The organism is Thalassotalea marina, from assembly GCF_014656435.1.
In the GTDB taxonomy this organism is placed as follows: Bacteria; Pseudomonadota; Gammaproteobacteria; order Enterobacterales; family Alteromonadaceae; genus Thalassotalea_C; species Thalassotalea_C marina.
Genome location: NZ_BNCK01000016.1, coordinates 1 through 20,545, shown reverse-complemented (window position 1 = coordinate 20,545; position 20,545 = coordinate 1). Strand labels below are relative to the sequence as shown.

32 protein-coding genes are annotated in these 20,545 nt (G+C 37.8%); 8 read left to right on the top strand and 24 right to left on the bottom strand.

Going from position 1 to position 20,545, the window contains the following annotated elements; translation table 11 throughout:
- Positions 1-22: 22 nt before the first annotated feature.
- From IE199_RS22025 to IE199_RS21305, 3 genes are read right to left on the bottom strand one after another with little or no spacing between them, the layout of a single operon-like run.
- Positions 23-679, bottom strand: coding sequence for a hypothetical protein (locus tag IE199_RS22025; protein WP_229854899.1), 657 nt, complete (start codon positions 677-679; stop codon positions 23-25).
- Entirely contained in the window at positions 657-848 is a 192-nt protein-coding gene (locus tag IE199_RS21310; protein ID WP_189774867.1) for a hypothetical protein, read from the bottom strand. The genes IE199_RS22025 and IE199_RS21310 overlap by 23 nt, the downstream gene beginning before the upstream one ends.
- A 31-nt stretch (positions 849-879) precedes the next feature.
- Positions 880-1,212 carry a hypothetical protein gene (locus IE199_RS21305; protein WP_189774865.1) on the bottom strand — a complete coding sequence of 111 codons (333 nt, stop codon included), beginning with the start codon at positions 1,210-1,212 and terminating at the stop codon, positions 880-882.
- Between the two features lie 5 nt (positions 1,213-1,217).
- Between IE199_RS21305 and IE199_RS21300 the strand changes: the two genes are divergently transcribed.
- On the top strand, positions 1,218-1,553 hold the full coding sequence (locus IE199_RS21300; RefSeq protein WP_189774863.1) for a hypothetical protein: 336 nt from the start codon (positions 1,218-1,220) through the stop codon (positions 1,551-1,553).
- 80 nt (positions 1,554-1,633) lie between these two features.
- On the opposite strand, the gene IE199_RS21295 is transcribed toward IE199_RS21300, so the two are convergent.
- The 19 genes from IE199_RS21295 to IE199_RS21205 form a co-directional block, all read right to left on the bottom strand.
- Positions 1,634-1,786 (bottom strand): hypothetical protein, encoded by a 153-nt coding sequence (locus tag IE199_RS21295; protein WP_229854898.1) that lies wholly within the window; start codon positions 1,784-1,786, stop codon positions 1,634-1,636.
- Between the two features lie 247 nt (positions 1,787-2,033).
- Positions 2,034-2,321, bottom strand: a complete 288-nt coding sequence (locus IE199_RS21290) for a hypothetical protein (protein WP_189774861.1) — start codon at positions 2,319-2,321, stop codon at positions 2,034-2,036.
- Positions 2,322-2,338: 17 nt separating this feature from the next.
- Entirely contained in the window at positions 2,339-2,548 is a 210-nt protein-coding gene (locus IE199_RS21285; protein ID WP_189774859.1) for a hypothetical protein, read from the bottom strand.
- A 337-nt stretch (positions 2,549-2,885) separates the two neighbouring features.
- A complete protein-coding gene (locus IE199_RS21280; protein WP_189774857.1) occupies positions 2,886-3,077 on the bottom strand; it encodes a hypothetical protein in 192 nt (63 codons plus the stop codon).
- A 13-nt stretch (positions 3,078-3,090) separates the two neighbouring features.
- On the bottom strand, positions 3,091-3,273 hold the full coding sequence (locus IE199_RS21275) for a hypothetical protein (RefSeq protein ID WP_189774854.1): 183 nt from the start codon (positions 3,271-3,273) through the stop codon (positions 3,091-3,093).
- Positions 3,274-3,291: 18 nt separating this feature from the next.
- The gene (locus IE199_RS21270) at positions 3,292-3,456 is read right to left on the bottom strand and encodes a hypothetical protein (protein WP_189774852.1); all 165 of its coding nucleotides are present in this window, start codon (positions 3,454-3,456) and stop codon (positions 3,292-3,294) included.
- 20 nt (positions 3,457-3,476) lie between these two features.
- Positions 3,477-3,677 carry a hypothetical protein gene (locus tag IE199_RS21265; RefSeq protein WP_189774850.1) on the bottom strand — a complete coding sequence of 67 codons (201 nt, stop codon included), beginning with the start codon at positions 3,675-3,677 and terminating at the stop codon, positions 3,477-3,479.
- A 15-nt stretch (positions 3,678-3,692) separates the two neighbouring features.
- A complete protein-coding gene (locus IE199_RS21260) occupies positions 3,693-3,872 on the bottom strand; it encodes a hypothetical protein (RefSeq protein ID WP_189774848.1) in 180 nt (59 codons plus the stop codon).
- Positions 3,873-3,915: 43 nt separating this feature from the next.
- Positions 3,916-4,302: a hypothetical protein gene (locus tag IE199_RS21255; RefSeq protein ID WP_189774846.1), complete on the bottom strand. Its 387-nt coding sequence runs from the start codon at positions 4,300-4,302 to the stop codon at positions 3,916-3,918.
- A 30-nt stretch (positions 4,303-4,332) separates the two neighbouring features.
- On the bottom strand, positions 4,333-4,782 hold the full coding sequence (locus tag IE199_RS21250; RefSeq protein WP_189774844.1) for a hypothetical protein: 450 nt from the start codon (positions 4,780-4,782) through the stop codon (positions 4,333-4,335).
- A 13-nt stretch (positions 4,783-4,795) separates the two neighbouring features.
- Positions 4,796-4,975 (bottom strand): hypothetical protein, encoded by a 180-nt coding sequence (locus IE199_RS21245; RefSeq protein ID WP_189774842.1) that lies wholly within the window; start codon positions 4,973-4,975, stop codon positions 4,796-4,798.
- 11 nt (positions 4,976-4,986) lie between these two features.
- Positions 4,987-5,184, bottom strand: a complete 198-nt coding sequence (locus IE199_RS21240; RefSeq protein ID WP_189774840.1) for a hypothetical protein — start codon at positions 5,182-5,184, stop codon at positions 4,987-4,989.
- Positions 5,185-5,213: 29 nt separating this feature from the next.
- The gene (locus tag IE199_RS21235; protein WP_189774837.1) at positions 5,214-5,414 is read right to left on the bottom strand and encodes a hypothetical protein; all 201 of its coding nucleotides are present in this window, start codon (positions 5,412-5,414) and stop codon (positions 5,214-5,216) included.
- A gap of 34 nt (positions 5,415-5,448) precedes the next feature.
- Positions 5,449-5,676, bottom strand: a complete 228-nt coding sequence (locus IE199_RS21230; protein WP_189774835.1) for a hypothetical protein — start codon at positions 5,674-5,676, stop codon at positions 5,449-5,451.
- Between the two features lie 27 nt (positions 5,677-5,703).
- Positions 5,704-6,069 carry a hypothetical protein gene (locus IE199_RS21225; protein ID WP_189774833.1) on the bottom strand — a complete coding sequence of 122 codons (366 nt, stop codon included), beginning with the start codon at positions 6,067-6,069 and terminating at the stop codon, positions 5,704-5,706.
- Between the two features lie 16 nt (positions 6,070-6,085).
- A complete protein-coding gene (locus IE199_RS22020; RefSeq protein WP_229854897.1) occupies positions 6,086-6,490 on the bottom strand; it encodes a hypothetical protein in 405 nt (134 codons plus the stop codon).
- 46 nt (positions 6,491-6,536) lie between these two features.
- A complete protein-coding gene (locus IE199_RS21215; protein ID WP_189774831.1) occupies positions 6,537-7,313 on the bottom strand; it encodes a tyrosine-type recombinase/integrase in 777 nt (258 codons plus the stop codon).
- An 878-nt stretch (positions 7,314-8,191) separates the two neighbouring features.
- Positions 8,192-9,445 (bottom strand): Y-family DNA polymerase, encoded by a 1,254-nt coding sequence (locus IE199_RS21210; protein WP_189774905.1) that lies wholly within the window; start codon positions 9,443-9,445, stop codon positions 8,192-8,194.
- Positions 9,438-9,860, bottom strand: coding sequence for a LexA family protein (locus tag IE199_RS21205; protein WP_189774829.1), 423 nt, complete (start codon positions 9,858-9,860; stop codon positions 9,438-9,440). Before IE199_RS21205 ends, IE199_RS21210 begins: the two co-directional genes overlap by 8 nt.
- A gap of 424 nt (positions 9,861-10,284) precedes the next feature.
- On the opposite strand from IE199_RS21205, the gene IE199_RS21200 reads away from it, so the two are divergent.
- Positions 10,285-10,680, top strand: a complete 396-nt coding sequence (locus IE199_RS21200; RefSeq protein ID WP_189774827.1) for a hypothetical protein — start codon at positions 10,285-10,287, stop codon at positions 10,678-10,680.
- Between the two features lie 193 nt (positions 10,681-10,873).
- Here IE199_RS21200 and IE199_RS21195 read toward each other — a convergent pair whose 3' ends face one another.
- Positions 10,874-11,896: a hypothetical protein gene (locus IE199_RS21195; protein ID WP_189774825.1), complete on the bottom strand. Its 1,023-nt coding sequence runs from the start codon at positions 11,894-11,896 to the stop codon at positions 10,874-10,876.
- Positions 11,897-12,831: 935 nt separating this feature from the next.
- Complete coding sequence (locus IE199_RS21190) at positions 12,832-13,611, bottom strand: hypothetical protein (RefSeq protein WP_189774823.1); 780 nt, start codon at positions 13,609-13,611, stop codon at positions 12,832-12,834.
- A 1,511-nt stretch (positions 13,612-15,122) separates the two neighbouring features.
- Between IE199_RS21190 and IE199_RS21185 the strand changes: the two genes are divergently transcribed.
- The 6 genes from IE199_RS21185 to IE199_RS21160 all read left to right on the top strand — a co-directional run bounded on the left by IE199_RS21185 (position 15,123) and on the right by IE199_RS21160 (position 20,211).
- Positions 15,123-16,820 (top strand): ParB/RepB/Spo0J family partition protein, encoded by a 1,698-nt coding sequence (locus tag IE199_RS21185; RefSeq protein WP_189774821.1) that lies wholly within the window; start codon positions 15,123-15,125, stop codon positions 16,818-16,820.
- Positions 16,821-16,828: 8 nt separating this feature from the next.
- A complete protein-coding gene (locus tag IE199_RS21180; protein ID WP_189774819.1) occupies positions 16,829-17,203 on the top strand; it encodes a hypothetical protein in 375 nt (124 codons plus the stop codon).
- A gap of 9 nt (positions 17,204-17,212) precedes the next feature.
- Positions 17,213-17,428 (top strand): hypothetical protein, encoded by a 216-nt coding sequence (locus tag IE199_RS21175; RefSeq protein ID WP_189774817.1) that lies wholly within the window; start codon positions 17,213-17,215, stop codon positions 17,426-17,428.
- A gap of 105 nt (positions 17,429-17,533) precedes the next feature.
- Positions 17,534-18,748, top strand: a complete 1,215-nt coding sequence (locus IE199_RS21170) for a hypothetical protein (protein ID WP_189774815.1) — start codon at positions 17,534-17,536, stop codon at positions 18,746-18,748.
- A 48-nt stretch (positions 18,749-18,796) separates the two neighbouring features.
- Positions 18,797-19,501 (top strand): hypothetical protein, encoded by a 705-nt coding sequence (locus IE199_RS21165; protein ID WP_189774813.1) that lies wholly within the window; start codon positions 18,797-18,799, stop codon positions 19,499-19,501.
- Positions 19,501-20,211 carry a PRTRC system ThiF family protein gene (locus IE199_RS21160; RefSeq protein WP_189774811.1) on the top strand — a complete coding sequence of 237 codons (711 nt, stop codon included), beginning with the start codon at positions 19,501-19,503 and terminating at the stop codon, positions 20,209-20,211. The genes IE199_RS21165 and IE199_RS21160 overlap by 1 nt, the downstream gene beginning before the upstream one ends.
- Positions 20,212-20,545 lie beyond the last annotated feature (334 nt).

Sequence of the window (20,545 nt, the reverse complement as noted above, 5' to 3'; positions counted from 1 at the left end):
AGTCATTCCGCTACGCTAACTTTTAAGGCCAAAATGGATCAGATAACCAATCCGTTATGATTTTCATTTGCTTATCGTCCAGCGATTTAGCCGCATCAACAAAGTTAAAATCTAATTCATTGTCATGTCGCCAAACACCAATAACGAAACGAGCCATAATTTCTTCACTGCTTGAAGCGACTGATAAATACTTTTCAACTTCTTCGGGTAAATATGAGCGCTCATTAAAGTCAAAGAGCTTCATTAAGTAAGGCGTGTTGTCCTCAATCCATAGCGCAAATTTAGCTTGTTCAGGTGATAGGGAAACATTTACCTCTGTAATATCTCCACTATCCCATTTTGCTCTACCAGCTTCATAACGATCATTGTTAGCTTTAATCTTTAAAAGGTAATCTTCATTAATTAAGTGTTCTATACCGTCTATGCTACCCGTAATGCTTTTGTAGAAAGCTATATCACCGTAATAACTGTGGGCTGGTAAACCGCGGCCACTACACTCATAGTTCAAGGCGATAGCACTATTTTTATCAAGCACTTTTTTACTTAGCTCAATATACGCAATGCTTTTTTGAACTGCTGATAAATCTTTATTTCGTATAGCCGTTTTCATTCTTCTAAATTGATTGCATTCAGCTATATAATCTTCTTTTTGCTGGTCAGTTAAGCTCACTTCGTTCATTTTTGTATTCCAATGGGGTAATTGTTTCTAACTGATATTCATAACCTTTCCATGATTCACCATCATCAGTGATCAAAGTTACAAAACCTGAATCTTCGTTGTAGCTTGTTACTATTCCTTCAACTGTGTCAGCTCTATTAATAGGAGCCAAAAATCTTTCACCTATCATACCTTGAATCCTTTTTCCGTTTTTCCAATGCTTAAATTCTAGGTTTAGCCGCATGTAATATTTCTTTAGCCTTTAGCTTTGAAATATTGTCACCACCAAGCCAAAATAATCTTCTTTTATGTTTAGTTGTCTTTAGGTGTTTACCACCCTTAATCCAAATAGTTACAGTTCTCAAATGCTCGTTACTATCTAAAATTTTTGTTAGCTCCAAAAATGAACCTGTCCCCTCTTGAATTAATTCAATATGAGCAGAGTCAGAGCTAACAGGCCAACCAACTTTTAATTGAAAGAACTCACACCCCATAAACGAATTTTTAATCGCTTCGCTACGTTCTTCGTGAATGTGATCAGGTGTTAAGGGCATAAGTTATGTTTTCCAACTATTTAGTCAGTGTAAAAATAGGTACAGGAAACTGTATAAACCTAACATTAAGTTTTAATGCCTTGGCAGCAATAAAACTAGAGCCAAGCAGCGCTGATTTAAACAACGCGAAGTATCCAAGAAACAATAATAATGGCTCTAATGAATTGCCCAGAGTGTCGAAGTGTTTGCTACTTAAAAACCCTTCAAATGGCAAAGAAAAGAGACTAGTGAACGAACCAAGAGAAATTATCGCTATACCTATTAAAAAGGTAACACCATATATAAATCCTAATATCTCATTACTTTTCATGTTTAAGCCTCGACGTTTTTTCCAACTATAAATCTGATTTTACTTTTGACCTGCTCGATTAACTGCATTTTTGAAAAATCGATAATATTTTCTGCCATATGTAATCCAATATTACTTATTCATTAAAACCAAAGCTGTTCTTGCCGCTTCTGCTTCACTAAACGAGCCTAATTGCAATGGGCCAATTCCACATGATTCACAATACCAACCATTTTTTCTAAATTGTGCGGTACCAGGAACCTGAGATATACATTTATGAATCATTTCATCCTTGCCGCACTTGGGACATGGTGGAATATCAAAGTCATACAATTCCATGGTCATTTCAATTTAGCAATTAACTAAGTGTCTCAAGTGTATTTTTTGCAGCTTCTATTGTTTCTGGTGAGTCGTCCATGCTGCATAACACAAGCGTATTTCCCTATCAAATAAGCTACTTTCTCATTCGCTTCTTCAAGCTGATTTTCTAATTCATTTATATCCGACATTTTTTAACAAATCATCCCAATATTTATTGGTGAGCTAACTCAATGCTATGTTGAAGCAACTCACCTACATTTATTTCTGAGTTTTCATCATAATCAGGGCAAAGCGTTTCAATAGCGTCCACAATACCATCTGACCAGATACCTTTAATTGACTTGCCTGTTACGGAAATATAAGCATTCTTTTTTACTTCATCCGTATACTTTTTCTTTAGGCGCTCATGAGAATCAAAAAGCTCTTGGATAAACTCTGCTGTACCATCTAAACCAGATTGTTTAGATGCTTTTATATGTTCGGCTACTTGTTTATCCATGATTCATTTTTACCAATCTAAAAATATTTTCGGTTTGCTACATCTACAATGCTTTTATTGATCTCAAAGTTGTTTCGCTTTGCAATCCTCATTGCAGCATTGCAATCTCTTTTAACTGACTTAATGTATTCATCACATTCAGCACTACAAGCCAATTCAATACACTCTTCGAGCCTATCTAATAAACACTTCAACTCAAACTCAGTAACGATTAGATGTTTAGGCATAGAAATTCCTGTAATCCAATATTGTTATTTACGCTTAAACTGGTCAGCTAAATGGTAATCAGCCAGTTCTTTTTCATCTTCTTGCATAGCTTCAAACAGTGCATGAAGCGCCATAAAGTTCTGTGGCTTTTAGAGCCTGAATTACAAAATTCAACACTAGTCATTGAAAATTTGTGCCCGATTGGCATAACAGAAATATGTATATCACCCTCGTAATCTTTCAATAAAGTGAGCTTAGTTCCTTGCCCCATATCACCACTTCGTTCAATTGTTTGTGTCATGTTCGATAATCCGCTGTAATCCAACTATGCGATAGGGCTAATTAGCCATTCAATATTTATTTTTCTGCTGGTCGTTCTTTAACAAACCATATAAAAAAAGCGACAATAATTAACAAGACCGATAAACCAATAGCTGCCTTGGCAATAATTGGTGATGATTCGATACTAACTATTGCTAATTCATCCAGTGCTACAACAAGTGCCAATACTGCCGAAGCAGCCATAAAAATATGAGTAGATAGTTTCATTTCCTGAATTCCACTATTGTTTATTCTTGTTTATTTTTGAATTTTCTTTCGCTAGATTTTCTTTTTTACGCAAACTAAACCCTTCTATCAATAGATAAACAATAACAAGCAATAAACCGCCGCCTGGGCTTGTGAAAAGCATTACAGTTAATACAAAAGCAAAAAATAAAATATCTGACGATTTATAATCATTCATTTTGTTATCCAATATTGCTTAGTTAGACGCTTCACTAGCGTTGATAACACCACCAAGTTCATTAGCTAATTGCGCTAATTCTTCATATTGCTTTTGACTATCAGCACAATTTACATCGATACTATTTGCTATGGTCTTAGCCTTAACTTCAATTTCTTTTAGACGTTTTAACTGGTCTTTCATCGTGAGCTCCTTGTATTCCACTATAACCCTTTCAGGTTAATACCATCGTAATTGTTAAGTTTTCTAAGTTGTTTTTTATCTGATTCATCTAACTCAGAAACGTCATGTTCAGCAAAACCAGCATTTTGAATTATCGTTGCCGCAATGGTTGGATCATTATGAACTTCTACAACTATTGCTGCTGCATAAAAAACACCGTGTTTAAAATCAGTTAAAGCCATAATTCTTGCATTCCACTATTGCTTTTTAGCTTGCCTTAACTGCTTGATAGCATCATTGCCATCTTTAGCAGTTACTCGAATTTCATGTTTTTGATATGGATAAGGTGCATCTTTATCATCAACAAATAATTGTTGAGCCACTTCACTTTTTAATCGCCCGTCACCATCCGACCAGACGTCATATTCAACTGTCATTTCCGTTATTCCTTTTTTCCAATGTTTTAAATTAGTTGATCAACTAACTTAGTGGCTTACTACTAAGGATTTCAACACATTCTGCGTTATATTCTTTGTGAGACTCGTTGAATAATGACTCAAACTCTTTGCATTCTTTTAATGATGCGTAGCTAACACTACCTACTGATTCATTTTTTACATTGCTCCAGACTGATAAAGAGTGAGAGTAGTGTTGGTTGTCATTAATAAGCTTCTGGCATCGAAAACCTGAAGGTCTTTGAACTGTGTCATCTAAACATTCAATAAATGTTCTATATTCCTTTTTTCCTGAAGGTGATTTACTGATAGCATCAAATTTATAACTAATGTATTCATCTTCTGGCTCCGAGGTGCATCCAAACATTGAAACTAGCATTAGTAACATGACGTTGTTAAATACCTTTTTCATAGTCTCTTTATCCTTTTGTCCAATGCCAACTTATCTTTTCATTCTAATGTCTAATACTGCGCTCAATTCATGCCAGAACGAGTCTTTAGGTGTAAATTTGTTAGCATGAAAAGCTATATCAACCTGATCTAAAAATTCGGTTATTTTGAAAAGGTCAAATTCTCTGGCGAGTTTTAATACATTTTCCTCGTTTAAGTCACCTTCAGCCAGTGTTTCTAGGTCTTTTGGTAACTCGACTAATTCACCTGTTTCAGTTCTTGGTTCATCCCAATAAGCAATCCAGTTGAGAATAGTCTCAATATAACCATCATCGGAATTACAACACCAATTTTGACCATAAGGGCATTCACCCCAAAAGATACCGTTATCGTCTTCAAGAGATAACCAACAACCGTTAGAAAACTCAACACTGTTACCTAAATTTGCTTTAATCAAATCTGCTAGGTTTGCTTTGTTATCAGAGTCTATTTCTACTGCCATGCTTGTTTTCCAACTACGCTGATTTAGTTATGTATTCAGAGATAACAAGTGCTTGCTCTGGCGTAAGCTTGACTTCAATTTCGTTATCCAAATCCTCTATGAACAACTCAAAATGATTGTGTTCTTCTCGGAAAGCGATAGTTAATTGAGCATTTTGTTTAGGGTTACTTTGAGTCAAATCTATTTTTTTCATATTTTTTCCAACTAAACTTTTTCAGCTACTTGAGATTCAAAATCTTTAGCCATTTTTTCAATAGCAGAATAGAGTTTTTTACTTAGCTTCTCGTTTTCTTCTGGCGACATTTCACCAGTGCTAAACTCTACTGAGTCAATAATTTCGCTTACAAAATTTTCAGCACATGAATTCATTGATAGCGCAACGTCTTTGCTCGTAAATGCCATATTCATAACTCCTTGCTTGCATTTCAACATTAAGATTCGTAGCTATTCAATTCAGAAATAGCTTCTTCGGCGGCAACAGTTACGGAGTATTCGGTTTGAGTGTATTCGTTACTCAGTTCACCATCCAAACCAGCAGCCCATTCGTTAAACACTTCTCTGGCAATTTCTTCTTCAATACCAGCCGCTTTAAACACTGATAACCATTTAGGGTAATATTGCTCTACTGCCATGACTCTTCCTTAAATTTGATTTCCAATGCTTTAATTAACTCATTTCTGAGTGATTGATAATGTGCTTTTCAGGCAGCTCGTCATCAACTGGCGTAACGTGATTCATTAGTTCATCACGCAGTAACTCAAGTTCATTTTTAGCGCCAGAGTAAAACGAATTAATCACTGATTTTTCTTGATCACTTGAAGCGTGAGCAAGCCTTGCTTTTCGTTCTTGGCCTAACTCAATTAGGCGTTTTTCGATGTATGAAAAAGTGTTCATGCTGCTACCTTTTTTCCAATTTAATTTCTAATAATCAGGCTCATTGGGTTCAAATAAAACATCAATATGCTCGATAGCTTCACGACAATGATAATCTACAGAGTTTCCGTAGAACGTTTCTTTGTTGTATTCGTCATGCACTGTCATTCCACTGGCCTCCCATAACAGCTCTTTAGCTGCTTCTAATTTTTCTTTGATTAGTTGGCTGTTTGCATCGTACTCTTCTTTTAATCTTTGAGTCTGCCATTGAAAACCCAAGAGCCAAGATTGTCCTGCACTTCCCAGTAGCGGATTATCTTCAACAGATTTCCCCATGTTTGCGTCATCAACCCCTTCATGCCAATAAGGACTATCGCTTCCCAAAGGTTTAACTTTATCTTGCTGTTCGTTCATGCTTTTTTCCAACTAATTAATCCAAATCTGGTTCTTCAGGAAAAACAGATAACGGTATGCTATTGATTACCTGTCCTACCTTCCAACCAGTAATTTCTAAAACATCACTAGGTGCATGTTCTGGCACTTCAAAATAATACGAGTAGAGCATTTCACCACTAGAACCGTAGTCACCTTGAATTTCAAGGTCTAATTCTTCTAACTGCTCATCGGTAATTCCTAAATAGTTTGCTAATTCACTCATATTTGCCTCTAACCTATTCGGTAAGCCATTAGCAGCATCTAAATCTCTTTGGCTTGCACTTTTTGCTATTCGTGACATTTGCCTTTCACCAACGTTCCAGCGTTCACCAACGTCATCAAAAGTCCAGCCTTTGCTATTTACAATCTGCTGAAATAAGGTTTTGTTTCTACCTGTCATATGTGTCTAGTATGCCTATTAAATTCAACCTGTCAAATATGTCTAGTTAATTTATACCAAATGGTTTAACTTTTGGATATAGATTATTTAAAGCATTAGTCAGTCTTTGTGGATCAGGAATTATATAAGTATCGGTAATATCTTTGCTTATATGCCCGATAGCCATTTGTATAACACTGTATTCAATACCTATATCAGCTAACCAACTAGCGGAATTTTTGCGTCCACCGTGACTTGATCCTGTCATAAAGCCGCAACTTTTAAAAAGGTTACGCACAAAGTTTTCCATTGACGAACAAACCATAGTTTCTTTAACACCGTCCAGAGTTGTGTATTTTTTGGGATTAAAAGACAAGCTAACCCACTTCTTACCACTGCGTGATAAGAACAAATAGCTATCACCACGCAAGCCCCCATAACTTCCATCATCTGACAACATAGCTTTATCCTTTATGCGTCTATCACGCCAAGCATAAAGCGCTTCACGCTGTTGTTTCAACACAAGCGCACAATCTCTACTTTTACCTGTTTTGGTGTACTCAGCTTTCATCCTGAATATCATTTTTAAATTACCAGACTTGGTAAATACGTCAGAAACCCTCAAGTAACAAGTCTCTGAAATTCGTGTAAGGCTACCGAACAGAAACCAGATAAGCGCGAGATTAAGTTCAGCACAATCACCGCGATTCGCGTTAGCAAGAATGTGTTTTAGTTGCGCTTTATCTCTGAGCTTGCCAGCACCTTTAGTTTTGGCTTCAAGGCGCTTGGCTGCTTCTGAAACTGGTCTACGTTTGACAGGTTTATGACCTTCTATAAATGGCATTGGAAATCCCTAATATCTGTGGCAATTCCAATATAGTATGCTTTTTAACCACTGATTTTTACAGAGCCTATTTAGGCTTACGATGTTGGAATAGTGGGAGCGGCAATAAAAAAGGCTACACAAGGTAGCCTTTATATTTCTTACTTAGCATATGGGTAAGAGCGTGTATGTTCAGTGACATACTCAAGCAAACCGTTCCGTCTGCGCGTGTATGCACTTACATGCACTAAGTCATCTTGGAAAAACGACATATGATCTCCTTTTAAGGAAACGTTAAAATTAAAGGAGATATAAAATGGTTAGAAAAAGTTAGTCTCTACCTATTGCACTAATTGCATCATAAGCGTTACTATTTCTTTGTATTAAGTCCTAAACATTCGCGGATAACTCCTCGATGTACCGGATCAGAAGTCCTCAATTGTTGGTAGCTCTTGAGGCTTCATTCTCTTTCCTTTGAGCCGGCCTGACCTTTCTTTGAAAACAAATTCATCAAGGTCAAAATCAGTTTGCAATAGTTTACATCTACTTTCAAGCCCTTATTTATAAAGGCTTTTACGTATTTCTAAGCTTTAACATAACAGGTTGGTGGGTACTAACTTAGATATGGGTTTTAAATTTAGTTTTATAAGAAATCAATATTTATTTTTAATTTTTTTTGTCGTTTATAATTATTTTAGTTTTTATTTTTAGTTATTTATTACGTTTCGTAATATATGATATGTTTCTTATCTATTACAAATAGATAAGGCCATTGTTCTATCTTTAAACACTGTGTTTGTTTAAAGATATTTTATACGGATTTACGTAAACCACTAATGATGTACGTGATAAAAATTCAACACGAACATCAAATATGGAAATAGAGAGAATCAAAGCTATCAACAACGTATGACCGGAATATCTGACCAGCGAGTCGTATAGCGCGGTGATAGGAATTCTCGTCGCATAGCCCATTTTTCTTTGTTTGCTTCGCTTGCAAGTAGTAATGTACCCCGGCCAAAACGCTGATTAATCAAACTATAGCAATTCATTAGAGCTGGGTTTACTGGAGGTATAAATAAATCCTGTTGTTGAAAATCACTGCTTTCTAACTCTATCGCTCCGACACCACAACGATAGTAAGCAACTCCTTCAATAAATAACGTGTTCGTCACTTGTGCAATAGCTGACGATAGATGACAAATATTGTCTGTAGCCCTTGGAAAGTCATACATGATCCCTTTTTTAAAATATCGCTCATCATAGGGGGAGCTTGAGGCAAAAATATAGAGTTTTTTTATTAAGGAGTGTTGCTGCCTTGCTTTATTACCCACTTTAACAGCGTGAGTAGTTAACGCTTTACGCAAGTCAACAAACTTGACAATACGCTGCCCGAGTGAACGTGTCGAAAAAATTTCTTTTTTGGGGGATTTAACATCATCCCAACTCAGGCACCTTACCCCGTTTAACTCTTCTACCGTACGTTCTAAGGTAACACCAAATTGCTGCCGGATAGATTTAGGTGAACGGTTGGCTAAATCATAACCTGTTTTAAGCCCTAATAAACTCAACCGTTGACTCAATCTTTTCCCAACCCCCCAAACGTCATCAAGCTTCATCTGCTGTAAGATAAGTTTGCGGGAATGGTCATCATCGATCACCGCAACCCCATCAGAATCAGCTAGCTTTTTACTGGCATGGTTAGCTGCTTTCGCCAATGTCAGAGTTCGCCCAAATCCGACACCTACGGGCATTCGCACCTCTCGCCATACAGCGCGTCGCATTTCATGGCCATAGGTATACCAATCTTTTAAAATACCCTCGTAGTTGTTAAAACAACTAAAGGCTTCATCAATGCTATATTGGTAGGTGTTATCACTAAATCGAGCTATAACGGACATCATTTTATCGCTTATGTCACCATACAATTCATAGTTACTCGACCGCACCACAACATGATATTTGTCTAATAAATGCTTCACTTTAAAATAGGGCTGAAACTTGGGAATGCCGAGCTTTTTAGCTATCGGACATATGGCTATAATACAGCCATCATTATTACTGAGTACGACTACTGGCCTGAACCTGATAGATGGTTCATATATTTTTTCGATTGACGCGAAACAACCCGTAGCATCTGTTAAACTAAACATTTCCATTAATAAGGGCCGCAAGGTTTAAATGTTCGTCATGCTGTCTAACAGAAATAGGCACTGAACCTTCTAACTGAAAAACATCGCCCTCAGAAAGACGAATAGGCGATTGATTATCTGATGCAGATAACAAGCAATTATTTTCCTCATCCCAGATTTTACAGATAAATTCTCCGTTATAATTAGCCACAATAATCGAGCCGTGACGCGCCTTTCTAGCTCTATCAACGATTAGAATGTCTTTATTAAAAATGCCTACTTTCTCCATGGAATTACCAGAAGCAACGCCGATAAACGTAGCGTTTGGATTGCGAATTAATAATTGATCAAGCGATAGCCCTATCTCTCGATATTCGTGTGCAGGGCTTTCAAAGCCGCTTATTCCGCAATGGACATACAACGGGAATACTCTCATTTAAACTAAAACCAATAACTGTAAATATGTACAGTATATAGTGATGCTTTATCATTTGCTAATAATAGATATTGAAATCCTGGACATGTAAAAGTTCTAATATCAATAACGGATATGGTATGGAATTCGTCTGGATCGCTTAATCCTTTATTAATCTCTTTTATTAGATGTCAAATTTAATTAAACAATTTTAGAAAACACATTCCTATGGCTATATGTTTTTATATAACAATCGATTATTTTTGATAGCCTTTTTTTCTAATAAAAAAACAAAAATGATTATCGCTGAGTAAGGTTTATTTATTTATTTACGTGTGGAGAAAGTTTTGTTTTTTGTTGATATTGTTCTTTTCATAGTGGTTTGTCTTTATCAGCTGTTCTGGATGAACATAAAATTCATGGATTCAAAGAAAGGATTTCTGCAATGAATAATTATAAACTTACCTCAATGTCATTAGATGAAGCCAAAAAATCTGCAAATAGTGCACTTCCCAATTGGCCAATAAACTTAAAAAAAGGGCGAAGGATTGTCAATTTAGTCCAGAAAGTGCATAGTCAAATTGAAGACTTGGTAAGTTTACGTTTTGAAACTGGGGAATGGATAGTGATGAAACACTTTAGTGGTGCCATATTCCCAGTAATTATCCCGGAAGGACAATTAGATCTAGAAAGCTGGGAAGGAATAAGTATGTCTGCTAGTTGCTTAGTAGTTGAAGATTTGCTTGAGATAGATCCAAACTTGCAAACAATCTGTGACTCTATACGCCGAGCCATTGAAATTGAAAATTTAGAACTTAATCCGCAAGTAATATCAAACTAACGCCGTTTTATATGTATTAAGGGGTATCCGATATAAATCTGAATTATTGTGTAAATCTTTACTCGATGCGGACGATTGGATATACCTTAAAAACTAGGTGCGGTTGTGTTCTTTGAATAAAAATATAAATATTTAACAATCTGTCTTCTATTAATTTAGATCGTCCTATGAAGCACTAATTGGGAAATTACATTTACTCTCTATGTGCTTCATTTTGTAGTTCTAAATATTTTTGTTCCGACTGTTGTAAATTAGCGATAAATTTTTCCGTTGGTTCAACAAAATAATATGTCTCCCCCCCTTTATTGCTTGCGTTAGGAACGTGGGTGATTGTGCCGTTGTCGGATAGCACTTTAAGCGCTGCTCTCAGGTCTCTCTTTTTCTGGTTTTCCGAGGTCTTACTTTTTCCGAAGGCTTCAGCAATTTTTTCAAGGTTTAATCCTACCGAATCACCATAGTTCAACTGTTTATAGTTAGTGAGCATATAAAGATGAATAAATCTTGCGAAAGATTGACTAGCCGTCTGAATTTCCTCAAAAGGATACTGACGATAGTTTTGAGATTCAATTTGCCGAACAACAAAGTCACTGAATGTTATGAAACAGCGATCTTTGTCTTTACCTTTACCTTGAACCTCTAGTGCTGCATCGGCAAACACATCATGGGTAATTGTTATTTTATTGTTTTCTTTTTTCTGGCTTATTAATGTTGATGAGTCTCTCAATATAATTAAAGATTGTCTTATCAAATCATACGGTTTGGTTTTGTTGATTTTTTTTAATACTTCACGAATCTCATATAAGGAAAAAGACACACCATAGCGTGCTACTCCTCCTGGCATTGCACGCAGTTCCAATCCTTTATTAGCTGCAATATAAAAAAGTACTTTTTCAATCAGTTCTTCTTTATCTGACGGGTAAGCATGAAACTCCTGTTCTTCACCATCTACTTTTTTAGTAATGAGGGCCGGCTTTATTTCGCAAATAAGCTCATTATTTTGTATCTGGTATCTGTTTTCAATTGTAAGATTCTCGCCTGGTTTAACATCTGTTGTTCTGATTTGAGAACCATTTCCTCGTTTAAATCTGGGTACCAGATCAATAGAACCTATGGAATTGGAAAATGTAGTCCATGTTTTCCTTCCTTCGACCACTTCAAATTTGGGGCTGTCAACCAATGAAAATAGGTCTATTTGATATACAGGTTCGTCTGACACAATCTTACCTTCGTTATTTAGTTAATTAGTCTACTTTAGTACCTATTTTAGTGCTTTTATAGTACCTAATACTGATCCTATTGGTACCTAATTCTGTTTTGATACCTAAATTTGATTGCACATTGTAATTCGATTAACTCTATTTGTACCTAATTTTGATCATACTTTGTAAATTGCTTGATTTTTTTAGTACCTAATATTGATCATGTATGATGTTTTGCTCGAATTTATTAGTACCTAATATTGATCATGTATGATGTTTTGTTGGAATTTATTAGTACCTAATATTGATCATGTATGATGTTTTGTTGGAATTTATTAGTACCTAATATTGATCATGTATGATGTTTTGCTCGAATTTATTAGTACCTAATATTGATCATACATGATGTTTTGCTCGAATTTATTAGTACCTAATATTGATCATGTATGACGTTTTGCTTGAATTTATTAGTACCTAATATTGATCATGTATGACGTTTTGCTTGAACTTATTAGTACCTAATATTGATCATACATGATGTTTTGCTCGAACTTATTAGTACCTAATATTGATCATACATTGGTATTTCTTGCAGAGATGCTATAAATCAATACCTACTCTTCGTATCGATTTATCCTCAATTGTTTTGATAACAAACTAAGTTTTTTTAGTATTTTCTGTCAGTACCGGTTAACGCATTAGTGCCTAATTAAGTCTTAGTGGTTTGTATTAGTGCCTAATTAAGTCTTATAGTGGTTTGTATTAGTGCCTAATTATGTCTTTATGGTTTGCATTAGTGCCTAATTAAGTCTTTATGGTTTGCATTAGTGCCTAATTAAGTCTTAGTGGTTTGCATTAGTGCCTAATTAAGTCTTTATGGTTTGCATTAGTGCCTAATTAAGTCCTTGCATTCCATACTTAACTTAATAATTTTGTTTCTCAGCTGTTAACGCTAGCTATTTTCAACTTCTTCTTTTTGTTCATTATTCTGTTTTGGATCTGATCCCTCTTCAGGGGTAAGTAAAGATTCAAATTTCTCTAAACTTGCTACATTACACTCGACTATAAACTTTTCTTCAAACCCTAAAATGGCTATTAAATCTCGTTTGCTTGCGGAAAGAAAATATATTACATCTAAGTGTTCTTGGTAGATCTTTAAGAGATATTGGATAGACTCTACTCTGTTTTTTGTTTTCCTTCCTTTCCAGGCTGGTTCATGATGAAAAAGTCTGTTCCTAAATCGATTTAATATACCTAGCTTTTGAAATATCGTGTTAAGTGATACCTTGTGTTCTTTGGCATTTGGAAAACAGTCGTTAAACTTGAATTGCCAAAGATTACACTCTTTATCTCTGGGGTTGTTATATGATCTAGACAACATATGCACCCAAAAACCAAAAGGAAGTCGCGACACCAGGTCGTCGGTTGAATATTTAACACCTACCTCGTCCAAACATTGTTCTTCAGCAAATTCTACCTGTATTTTTGACTGTTCACTTGTTGGAATAGACCTGAACCATTCGTCGTCATCGAACCGCTCTGATGCTGCTTTATGAATAGAATTTCTTAACGTTACTTCAAGTAATTGTACTACGGTGAAAAAGTGACTCATAATGCTCTGCATTGCCATGTATACGCCAATTAATTCACCATCGGATTTACACGATAAAACTTGTCTGTATGTTTCCAGTTTCTCTGTCGATAAACCTTGTTTGATTTCTTCTAGATCCAAAATATTTGCCCTTGTTAATATTATTATGTATAGTTTAACCAACTGAGGCATTGCCTCTTGTTGTGATAGCCCTGTCCTCTTACGCTCTTCGAGTATCGACAACAGGTAGCGAGTTTAAGAGCCATCCTTTTTAGGGTGGCTCACTTGTTTTTGGATGTTGAAGGATACTACAATCAGCAACCATATGAGTCTACTTTTAAATTTTCATGTTGTTTGTAGCGGTTTGATGAACTGACTTATCTCGCCTGGTTGTTGTTCAAGATCTGTTTTGTTGATAGCCCTGCTTAATTTTGATGCGAGCTGTTATCAAAATATTCGACCATATCTCACTCGATTTGCACATTAACCGCATTCTTTTTGTTATGCCTATTAAATGGTAATTAGTATGGCTTTTAATCGACTAAAGAAAATGAACTTGATGTTTTTAGGTTAATTATTTCCTTTTGACTCATAAGGGGAGATGGGTACGCAATAGTGACTTACGTTTGCTAATGATATCTCTATTATTTCGTCATGATAATTACATATTAATATCTCGTTGTGCCAATGAACCTCTACCCATGTTGGCTGGTCTCGCAAATACACTAGAAAGTAGTCTTTTACAGGTAACTGATCTTTGTCTTTATAAGGTGCCCAATCCATCTCATTTATTACCATATATCCGTTTGTATTAATCTTTAGTTAATTCTTTTTACTTTTCCATCAAACAACATTAATTCATCATTTTTACAATGTAGCTATTTCCTTGTTATGTCACCCTGCCTAAAGATTTATTTGCTAAACATCTAAATTTATTATTTATCGTTCTGTTACCTTCTTAAAACAACACTTGGCAATTGCCAATCACAGATTGGTCGCTAGAACATTTGCTAGCGACTTCGCGGCGAGATAAATCTCTGGCCAAGCCGAGCAAACCGAGCCAACAAAAAGACTTTGTCTCGGCCATTCGGTGATGACGCTAATTGAAAAGAAGGGCAAGCGTTGGGCTTGCCTAATAAGGTGGCCAATCGGTGATTGGCGCATTTGTATAAAATTACAGATTCTGTAATTTTATCGAAGTTAGCGCATCGAACCATCTGTCGTGTACCTGCTCAGAGAGTCCCATCTAAAAACGAAAGCCTCGCACAGCCCCTGAAAAAATACAACGGTTTGCCTAGAGTTTGCCCGTTTTGCATTTCCCCAGTGTCTGTGCGGGCTTATGGATGCGGACTCCATACTGAGCATGAACACTCTTAAAAGGGCTCTGTCCGATGCGCTAGGTCGCACTTCGCTTAAGGCGAACTGCTTAGGCTCTCGGGTCTTGCCCCTGCCGCAAGGCAAGCCGCGCGAACAACCGCCAAAGCATTTCAACATTTTAAGAGAAAAACCAATATTTTATTGTTCGTTTTTATCACTATATTGTTGTTGAATGTGTTTACAAACGGGTGTTATTTGTGGTAAGATAACCCAGTACTTAGCAAGTATTCCCCAACTTGTTTTGTGCTTTTTCTAATGTGGGGAGAGTAAATAAAATGACAACTAATAATGCAACACTGTTAGACCAAGCAATGAATTATTCTGACTTGCCTGATCAATATGTTGGGCAAGCACATCCTGCATTGTTTGATGATTTTAAGTTTGGCAACCAACGAAAAGCAAGAAGCGATGTATCCTTTGGAAAACTTAAAGCGTCGATTGCTGAAAAAGGGGTGATACAACCTGTCGTCGCTCGCCCTTCTCCTGATAACCCATACCGCCTTGAGTTGTTGGGAGGTTATGGCAGACGTGATGCCTGCCTTGGTCTTGAACTTGACCACATTCCGTTTCTACTTCGTCAAGTTGATGATCAGTTGGCTTTTGAAATTCATCTTGCGGAAAACCTAGAGCGTGAAGATCTAAATATTGTAGATAAAGCCAAAGCCGCACAGGAGTACTTAACGCTGTTCGCAGGGGATTACAAATCCACTGCATTAAAGCTTAACATGACAGTAAAAGCGGTTCGTGAATTACTTGAATTGAACAAGTGTACTGATAAGGTGCTGGACGCGCTAAGAGCAGAGAAAATTGCTCCGCAACATGCTATCGTGCTCGCCCCCTTCCCTGCAACTCGTCAAGATAAAACGCTTGAACTTATCATTAATGAAAATTGGACAGTAAAATATTTAAAAGAACGCGCTGGAAAAGCGCTTATCCCGTTGTCGTTTGCCAAGTTTGACTTAGCTGATTGTAACGGCTGTGAACATAACAATAACGCGCAGTTCGGGTTGTTTGATAATGTTGATACCACAGCAAAATGTGGTAAATCTGAGTGCTTTCGTGCAAAACAAAGCGAATGGCTCGATTCTCACCGAATCGCCATTGAAGAACGATTTGGTAAAGTGTTGTTACTGTCTGAGTCAGGTGAAAAAGACCGTAACTTGGTCAGTGAAAGTATTGTCGGCCAAGAGCAGTTTGCACAATGCACCAATTGTGAATCAAAAGTCATTGTCATGTCTGACTCCTTCGGCAAAGAAGGTATGCTCATTGAAAATCAATGTATTGATAAAATCTGCTTCAAAAAATGCACAGCCGCAGTGAAACCACCCGAGGTGGTAAAAGATTCATCCTCAAACACGACCAAAGAAAAATCACCAGCTAAAGCGACTAAATCCAAAGCAAAGGCAAAGGTATCAACCAAACTGGTTGAACAACACAAGTCAGTATTACGACAAGCGGCAAACACCCATTTTGGCCATCATAGTCACTTTGCTTTATCACTGACGTTTGCATCATTGGCCTATGCGACCAAATACACACCCACTTCTTTGAGTAGCACCAGTTCTTTCAAAGAGTTGTTCATCTTTGCATTAACGACAATGGATGAAGTGGCAATTGGTGAAGAAATGAAAAAAGCCGTGGCGTATTTCTTATCAACTACCCATGAAGTCAATGGCTACACCAATGTGACTGATTTATTGGTGGATGCGCTAAGTTCAGACAAGCAGTCTGCCATGCCGACCATTTTATCTGCTTGGCAACCAAGCAAAGACAACCTTAATTTGATGACCATCGACCAGATTGCCCAATTTTGTCGTGACAATCAAATTGATGCAGCTTTGAACAAAACAGACCCATCGGCATTTGATAAAACCATCAAGCAATCAAAAAGCAAAGTAATTGATTCCGTCATGAGCGCTGATATCGATTTTACTGCCGTAGCCCCTTCAACTTACTTAGATTTAATTCAATAGGTGACACCATGTTTTCACAATTAATGTCAATGATCACACAAGCTAAATTAAATGGTATTCATTTGATGATCCGCCCTACCCCGTTCGGTGGCCTCACCGTCACAGTTGCCGCTGAAAGCTCAGGGCAACCCTGTGATAATGCCAAGCTCGCTGCCGTGATGACGCAAGGGTTAACACTGCAAGGATCTGTTGTTGAGTTAGATGAACAATTCTTCACTCACGTTGAAGCGTATGCACAAACGTATACGTCAGCATTAACGGCTAATACCGAGCGGCTAATCGAGCCGAGTCCCGAAGTGGTGGATGACCAGCCGAGTGAATCAGTCAATGATGATGTTACAGATTCTGTAATTTTAACCGACAACAGCGATGATGCATTGTAGGAGCTTACCATGTTAAACGTTACTACCCTTAAACGAGTATTTAAAATTGGTGCGACCGAGGTTGAAGATGAAAATAGTCACCTACCTCTAAATGACTCAGTAAGGTTGTTATCAAAACACTTCCCACAGTTTAGACACACGCGATTGTACGAAGAAGATGGGGTGGTGGAAAATGACAAGCTGGTTTTTACCCTGCAACTGATCCCACCAAAAACCAATGGATGACAAAAAAGCAGCACTTGCCAAGATTGACGCTTGGCAAGTGCAAGCTAAACACAAACGTCAACGAATCGAAAACATCATTGAAACAAAACGAGCGGAAACTAAAAAATGGGCATTACACATCAAAACTACCAGCAGATTACCGAACAAAACATTGCTGCAACAGGTGTACTTACCTCCGCTGTTATAGCTCCTTATCGCGCTTGTTTAGGGCAAGCGCTCTGCTATGAACAAAACGTACAAGCCGTATTTAAAAAATTACCCACTATCCAAGCAACGGTTTGGCATCATGAGGCGGTGGCTTTACTGCTTAGAACTTCCGTGGAGCGTGGTGTCATTGACAGTGAACAACTGGACAGTTTCATCCCCCCTACCCTCTCGTCATTAAACTTATTACAACAGCGTGTGCTTGATCACGAAACGGAGCGTTTATTGTCAAATTGCCAATCTATTGTGGAGGATATGAAACGCCTTGGGTTAAACGTGGAGTTAGATCCATTGTTTCAACTGAGTTGGTCGGGTGATGACCTTATTTTGCAGCCAGATGACTTATTGCATTTATTTAATTTTAATTTTGCTAAACTCCCTGTGCCGCTGGCTCGCGAGTTTGTGCGCGTGGCGCGAACGTTGGGGTTGACGGGGGAAGTCGCTTGTTTACATGAAACCTGTTACTTTCACGGTGAGTTGCATTACATGCTTGACGAGATGCCACTTGAGCAAAAGACGCAACTATTACAACTGAACTGTGAGGATGAATCCAACTTCTTAAAGCAAGTGAAAACCATCGTTGGTGATACCTTGTTCGGCAATATTCTCGATCACTTTGAAGAGTATTTTGATTTTTTTATTGAAGATAATGAAAGTGATATTGTGGCTGAACTTACACGGGCGCTTGATGATACGTGCATTGAGGTTAATCCTATGGTTGTTGGTATTACTGCGATTAATCGACAGTTTATGGCTGATTATCTGACCTCACTAGTTGACTTTGTGACGCCTTATCAAGCCGATTACCCTTTGCATTGTAAGACTTTGATATCGTGTGTCGAGGTATTTGCCTTGCACTATGCAAGTGACTGTTCATCTGAGCTAGCTTTTGATGCAGATATGCCCAATCTCTACAGTACGATGTATATGTGCTATGAGGCAACTAATGCTATCAATGAACGTCTTTATGATGCAGAGCAATACTTGATGGAGTCAGGAGAAGTACCCAGAATCAATATCACCCATATTGACAGCGAGCTGTTAAAAACGTTGAAAAATTATCAACTTTCATGGTTATTATTAACGGCAATCGGTTGCGTTTGTCAATACCAATGATATAATAAGAACTAGGTGTTCCCTTGCCTAACAGAGTCGGGAGATGAAATGTTTAGATCGCAAATAGACAAAATAACCTTGAGTACGCCAAGTAGCTCACATCGCACGTTGGCGGCTTATGTGTTCCATGAAGTTAACGGTAATAAATTAGTCACTGAACACGTTATCGACAATAACGTGTTAGGGCTTGGACGCTTTATTGATGAAACGGCTTTTATCAATAAAGTAAATCAACATACACATTCAACTCGTGGCGAATTGTTACCACACAACGTCCTCATTAATGACCAAAATTCACTGGTTTGGTTTACTGAACGGCAGTGTCGTCACTTGTGGTTTAAAGTACACTCTCATGCACCCATGCAAATTCGTTGTCATATCCCTCCCCTGCTCTTTAGCGTGAAACATGGCCAACGGTCTTTGAATGTCTTTGCTATGGCCACCAACAAGCGCCCTACTCGTACCACTCGCCTTTACCTAGCACCTTTTATGAACGTGAGTAACGACGGTCACTTATGCCAAGGCAATGCCCCATTACCGTCTAATGTCTCGGTGGACTCTATTCCTGATATTGAAAAGACGCTGCTGGATTCGTCGTTTACTCACTTAAATTATAAACTCAACAGCAAACACCACCACTACACTGGCAACGATAAGCACCTTGATTTTTGGCAAGCTAAGCAAGGCAAACGCCTGTTTGCCCATGAGATGCCCTTTTACAAAACACTTGGTCAATTTATAGAGGATTTATAATGTTTAATACTCCCCATCATTTACTAAACAATACCGTAAAGGTGTCTGTGGTTGGCTGCGGTGGTACGGGTAGTTATGTGCTGTCTATGCTTGCTCAAATGCACTATTTACTCAATAAACTCAGTGACAACCAAGCAGGGCTGTTTGTTACCGCATATGATGATGATACGGTCAGTGAGTTTAACTGTGGTCGGCAAAACTTCTACATGATGGACGTTGGCCTCAATAAAGCCGAGGTGTTAATGCAGCGCATTAACATTGGTTTTGGCTCTAATTGGCGAGCGATTGCCAAACGTTTTGATATCAGTGATTTTCAAGATGATGTTTTGATCACCTGTGTTGATAACATTAAAACGCGAGTGGATATTGGTCAGAGTAACACTAATTCCTATCGTGACACTTTTTGGATTGACGGAGGCAATGGCGAATCAGACGGACAGGTCATTTTAGGCCATCTGAACAAAAAAGCTGAACACCGCCTAGCAAACTTTTATGATATATACGCAGACACTTTGCAAGATATTGTCGAAGATGAACGTGATTCATGCAGTCATGCAGACAGTTTGAGGCGACAAGATTGGGGGGTAAATCACCAAAGCGCTCTCATGATTTGTCAATTGCTTTGGCGCATGTTGCGCCACGGCAAATTGGATTATCACGGTACTATGTTCGATCTCAAAGCGGGGGAATCTGTGCCGTTTTCTTTATGACAAATGGCGCATTGTTGCCAATGCGCTTTTCTGTGTTACAGAATCTGTAACACGTGAATATGGCATCAGTGGTGTAGTGAGTGTTCGTTGGTGCTGGATATGACTGCTGAACTACAGGGTTTATATTTCTTGTTTTTCCTCTTGATGACAATTCCCTTGCCAGGATAACGCTTGGCAAGGTCGCTAGAACATTTGCTAGCGTCTTCGCGGCGAGATAAATCTCTGGCCAAGCCGAGCAAACCGAGCCAACAAAAAGACGTTGTCTCGGCCTTTCGGTGATGACGCTAATTGAAAAGAAGGGCAAGCGTAGTGCTTGCCTGATAAGGTGGCCAAT

Excerpts from the sequence above, each read along its gene's own strand:
- IE199_RS21175 (WP_189774817.1), top strand. The coding sequence starts at position 17,213 with ATGTTAAACGTTACTACCCTTAAACGAGTATTTAAAATTGGTGCGACC.
- IE199_RS21240 (WP_189774840.1), bottom strand. The coding sequence starts at position 5,184 with ATGGCATTTACGAGCAAAGACGTTGCGCTATCAATGAATTCATGTGCT.
- IE199_RS21170 (WP_189774815.1), top strand. The coding sequence starts at position 17,534 with ATGGGCATTACACATCAAAACTACCAGCAGATTACCGAACAAAACATT.
- IE199_RS21200 (WP_189774827.1), top strand. The coding sequence starts at position 10,285 with ATGAATAATTATAAACTTACCTCAATGTCATTAGATGAAGCCAAAAAA.
- IE199_RS21235 (WP_189774837.1), bottom strand. The coding sequence starts at position 5,414 with ATGGCAGTAGAGCAATATTACCCTAAATGGTTATCAGTGTTTAAAGCG.
- IE199_RS21185 (WP_189774821.1), top strand. The coding sequence starts at position 15,123 with ATGACAACTAATAATGCAACACTGTTAGACCAAGCAATGAATTATTCT.
- IE199_RS21280 (WP_189774857.1), bottom strand. The coding sequence starts at position 3,077 with ATGAAACTATCTACTCATATTTTTATGGCTGCTTCGGCAGTATTGGCA.
- IE199_RS21285 (WP_189774859.1), bottom strand. The coding sequence starts at position 2,548 with ATGCCTAAACATCTAATCGTTACTGAGTTTGAGTTGAAGTGTTTATTA.
- IE199_RS21310 (WP_189774867.1), bottom strand. The coding sequence starts at position 848 with ATGATAGGTGAAAGATTTTTGGCTCCTATTAATAGAGCTGACACAGTT.
- IE199_RS21165 (WP_189774813.1), top strand. The coding sequence starts at position 18,797 with ATGTTTAGATCGCAAATAGACAAAATAACCTTGAGTACGCCAAGTAGC.
- IE199_RS21295 (WP_229854898.1), bottom strand. The coding sequence starts at position 1,786 with ATGATTCATAAATGTATATCTCAGGTTCCTGGTACCGCACAATTTAGA.
- IE199_RS21275 (WP_189774854.1), bottom strand. The coding sequence starts at position 3,273 with ATGAATGATTATAAATCGTCAGATATTTTATTTTTTGCTTTTGTATTA.
- IE199_RS21225 (WP_189774833.1), bottom strand. The coding sequence starts at position 6,069 with ATGAACGAACAGCAAGATAAAGTTAAACCTTTGGGAAGCGATAGTCCT.
- IE199_RS21245 (WP_189774842.1), bottom strand. The coding sequence starts at position 4,975 with ATGAAAAAAATAGATTTGACTCAAAGTAACCCTAAACAAAATGCTCAA.
- IE199_RS21265 (WP_189774850.1), bottom strand. The coding sequence starts at position 3,677 with ATGGCTTTAACTGATTTTAAACACGGTGTTTTTTATGCAGCAGCAATA.
- IE199_RS21300 (WP_189774863.1), top strand. The coding sequence starts at position 1,218 with ATGTTTTCCAACTATTTAGTCAGTGTAAAAATAGGTACAGGAAACTGT.
- IE199_RS21305 (WP_189774865.1), bottom strand. The coding sequence starts at position 1,212 with ATGCCCTTAACACCTGATCACATTCACGAAGAACGTAGCGAAGCGATT.
- IE199_RS21230 (WP_189774835.1), bottom strand. The coding sequence starts at position 5,676 with ATGAACACTTTTTCATACATCGAAAAACGCCTAATTGAGTTAGGCCAA.
- IE199_RS21255 (WP_189774846.1), bottom strand. The coding sequence starts at position 4,302 with ATGAAAAAGGTATTTAACAACGTCATGTTACTAATGCTAGTTTCAATG.
- IE199_RS21260 (WP_189774848.1), bottom strand. The coding sequence starts at position 3,872 with ATGACAGTTGAATATGACGTCTGGTCGGATGGTGACGGGCGATTAAAA.
- IE199_RS21180 (WP_189774819.1), top strand. The coding sequence starts at position 16,829 with ATGTTTTCACAATTAATGTCAATGATCACACAAGCTAAATTAAATGGT.
- IE199_RS21215 (WP_189774831.1), bottom strand. The coding sequence starts at position 7,313 with ATGCCATTTATAGAAGGTCATAAACCTGTCAAACGTAGACCAGTTTCA.
- IE199_RS22025 (WP_229854899.1), bottom strand. The coding sequence starts at position 679 with ATGAACGAAGTGAGCTTAACTGACCAGCAAAAAGAAGATTATATAGCT.
- IE199_RS21250 (WP_189774844.1), bottom strand. The coding sequence starts at position 4,782 with ATGGCAGTAGAAATAGACTCTGATAACAAAGCAAACCTAGCAGATTTG.
- IE199_RS22020 (WP_229854897.1), bottom strand. The coding sequence starts at position 6,490 with ATGACAGGTAGAAACAAAACCTTATTTCAGCAGATTGTAAATAGCAAA.
- IE199_RS21270 (WP_189774852.1), bottom strand. The coding sequence starts at position 3,456 with ATGAAAGACCAGTTAAAACGTCTAAAAGAAATTGAAGTTAAGGCTAAG.
- IE199_RS21210 (WP_189774905.1), bottom strand. The coding sequence starts at position 9,445 with ATGTTTAGTTTAACAGATGCTACGGGTTGTTTCGCGTCAATCGAAAAA.
- IE199_RS21205 (WP_189774829.1), bottom strand. The coding sequence starts at position 9,860 with ATGAGAGTATTCCCGTTGTATGTCCATTGCGGAATAAGCGGCTTTGAA.
- IE199_RS21160 (WP_189774811.1), top strand. The coding sequence starts at position 19,501 with ATGTTTAATACTCCCCATCATTTACTAAACAATACCGTAAAGGTGTCT.
- IE199_RS21290 (WP_189774861.1), bottom strand. The coding sequence starts at position 2,321 with ATGGATAAACAAGTAGCCGAACATATAAAAGCATCTAAACAATCTGGT.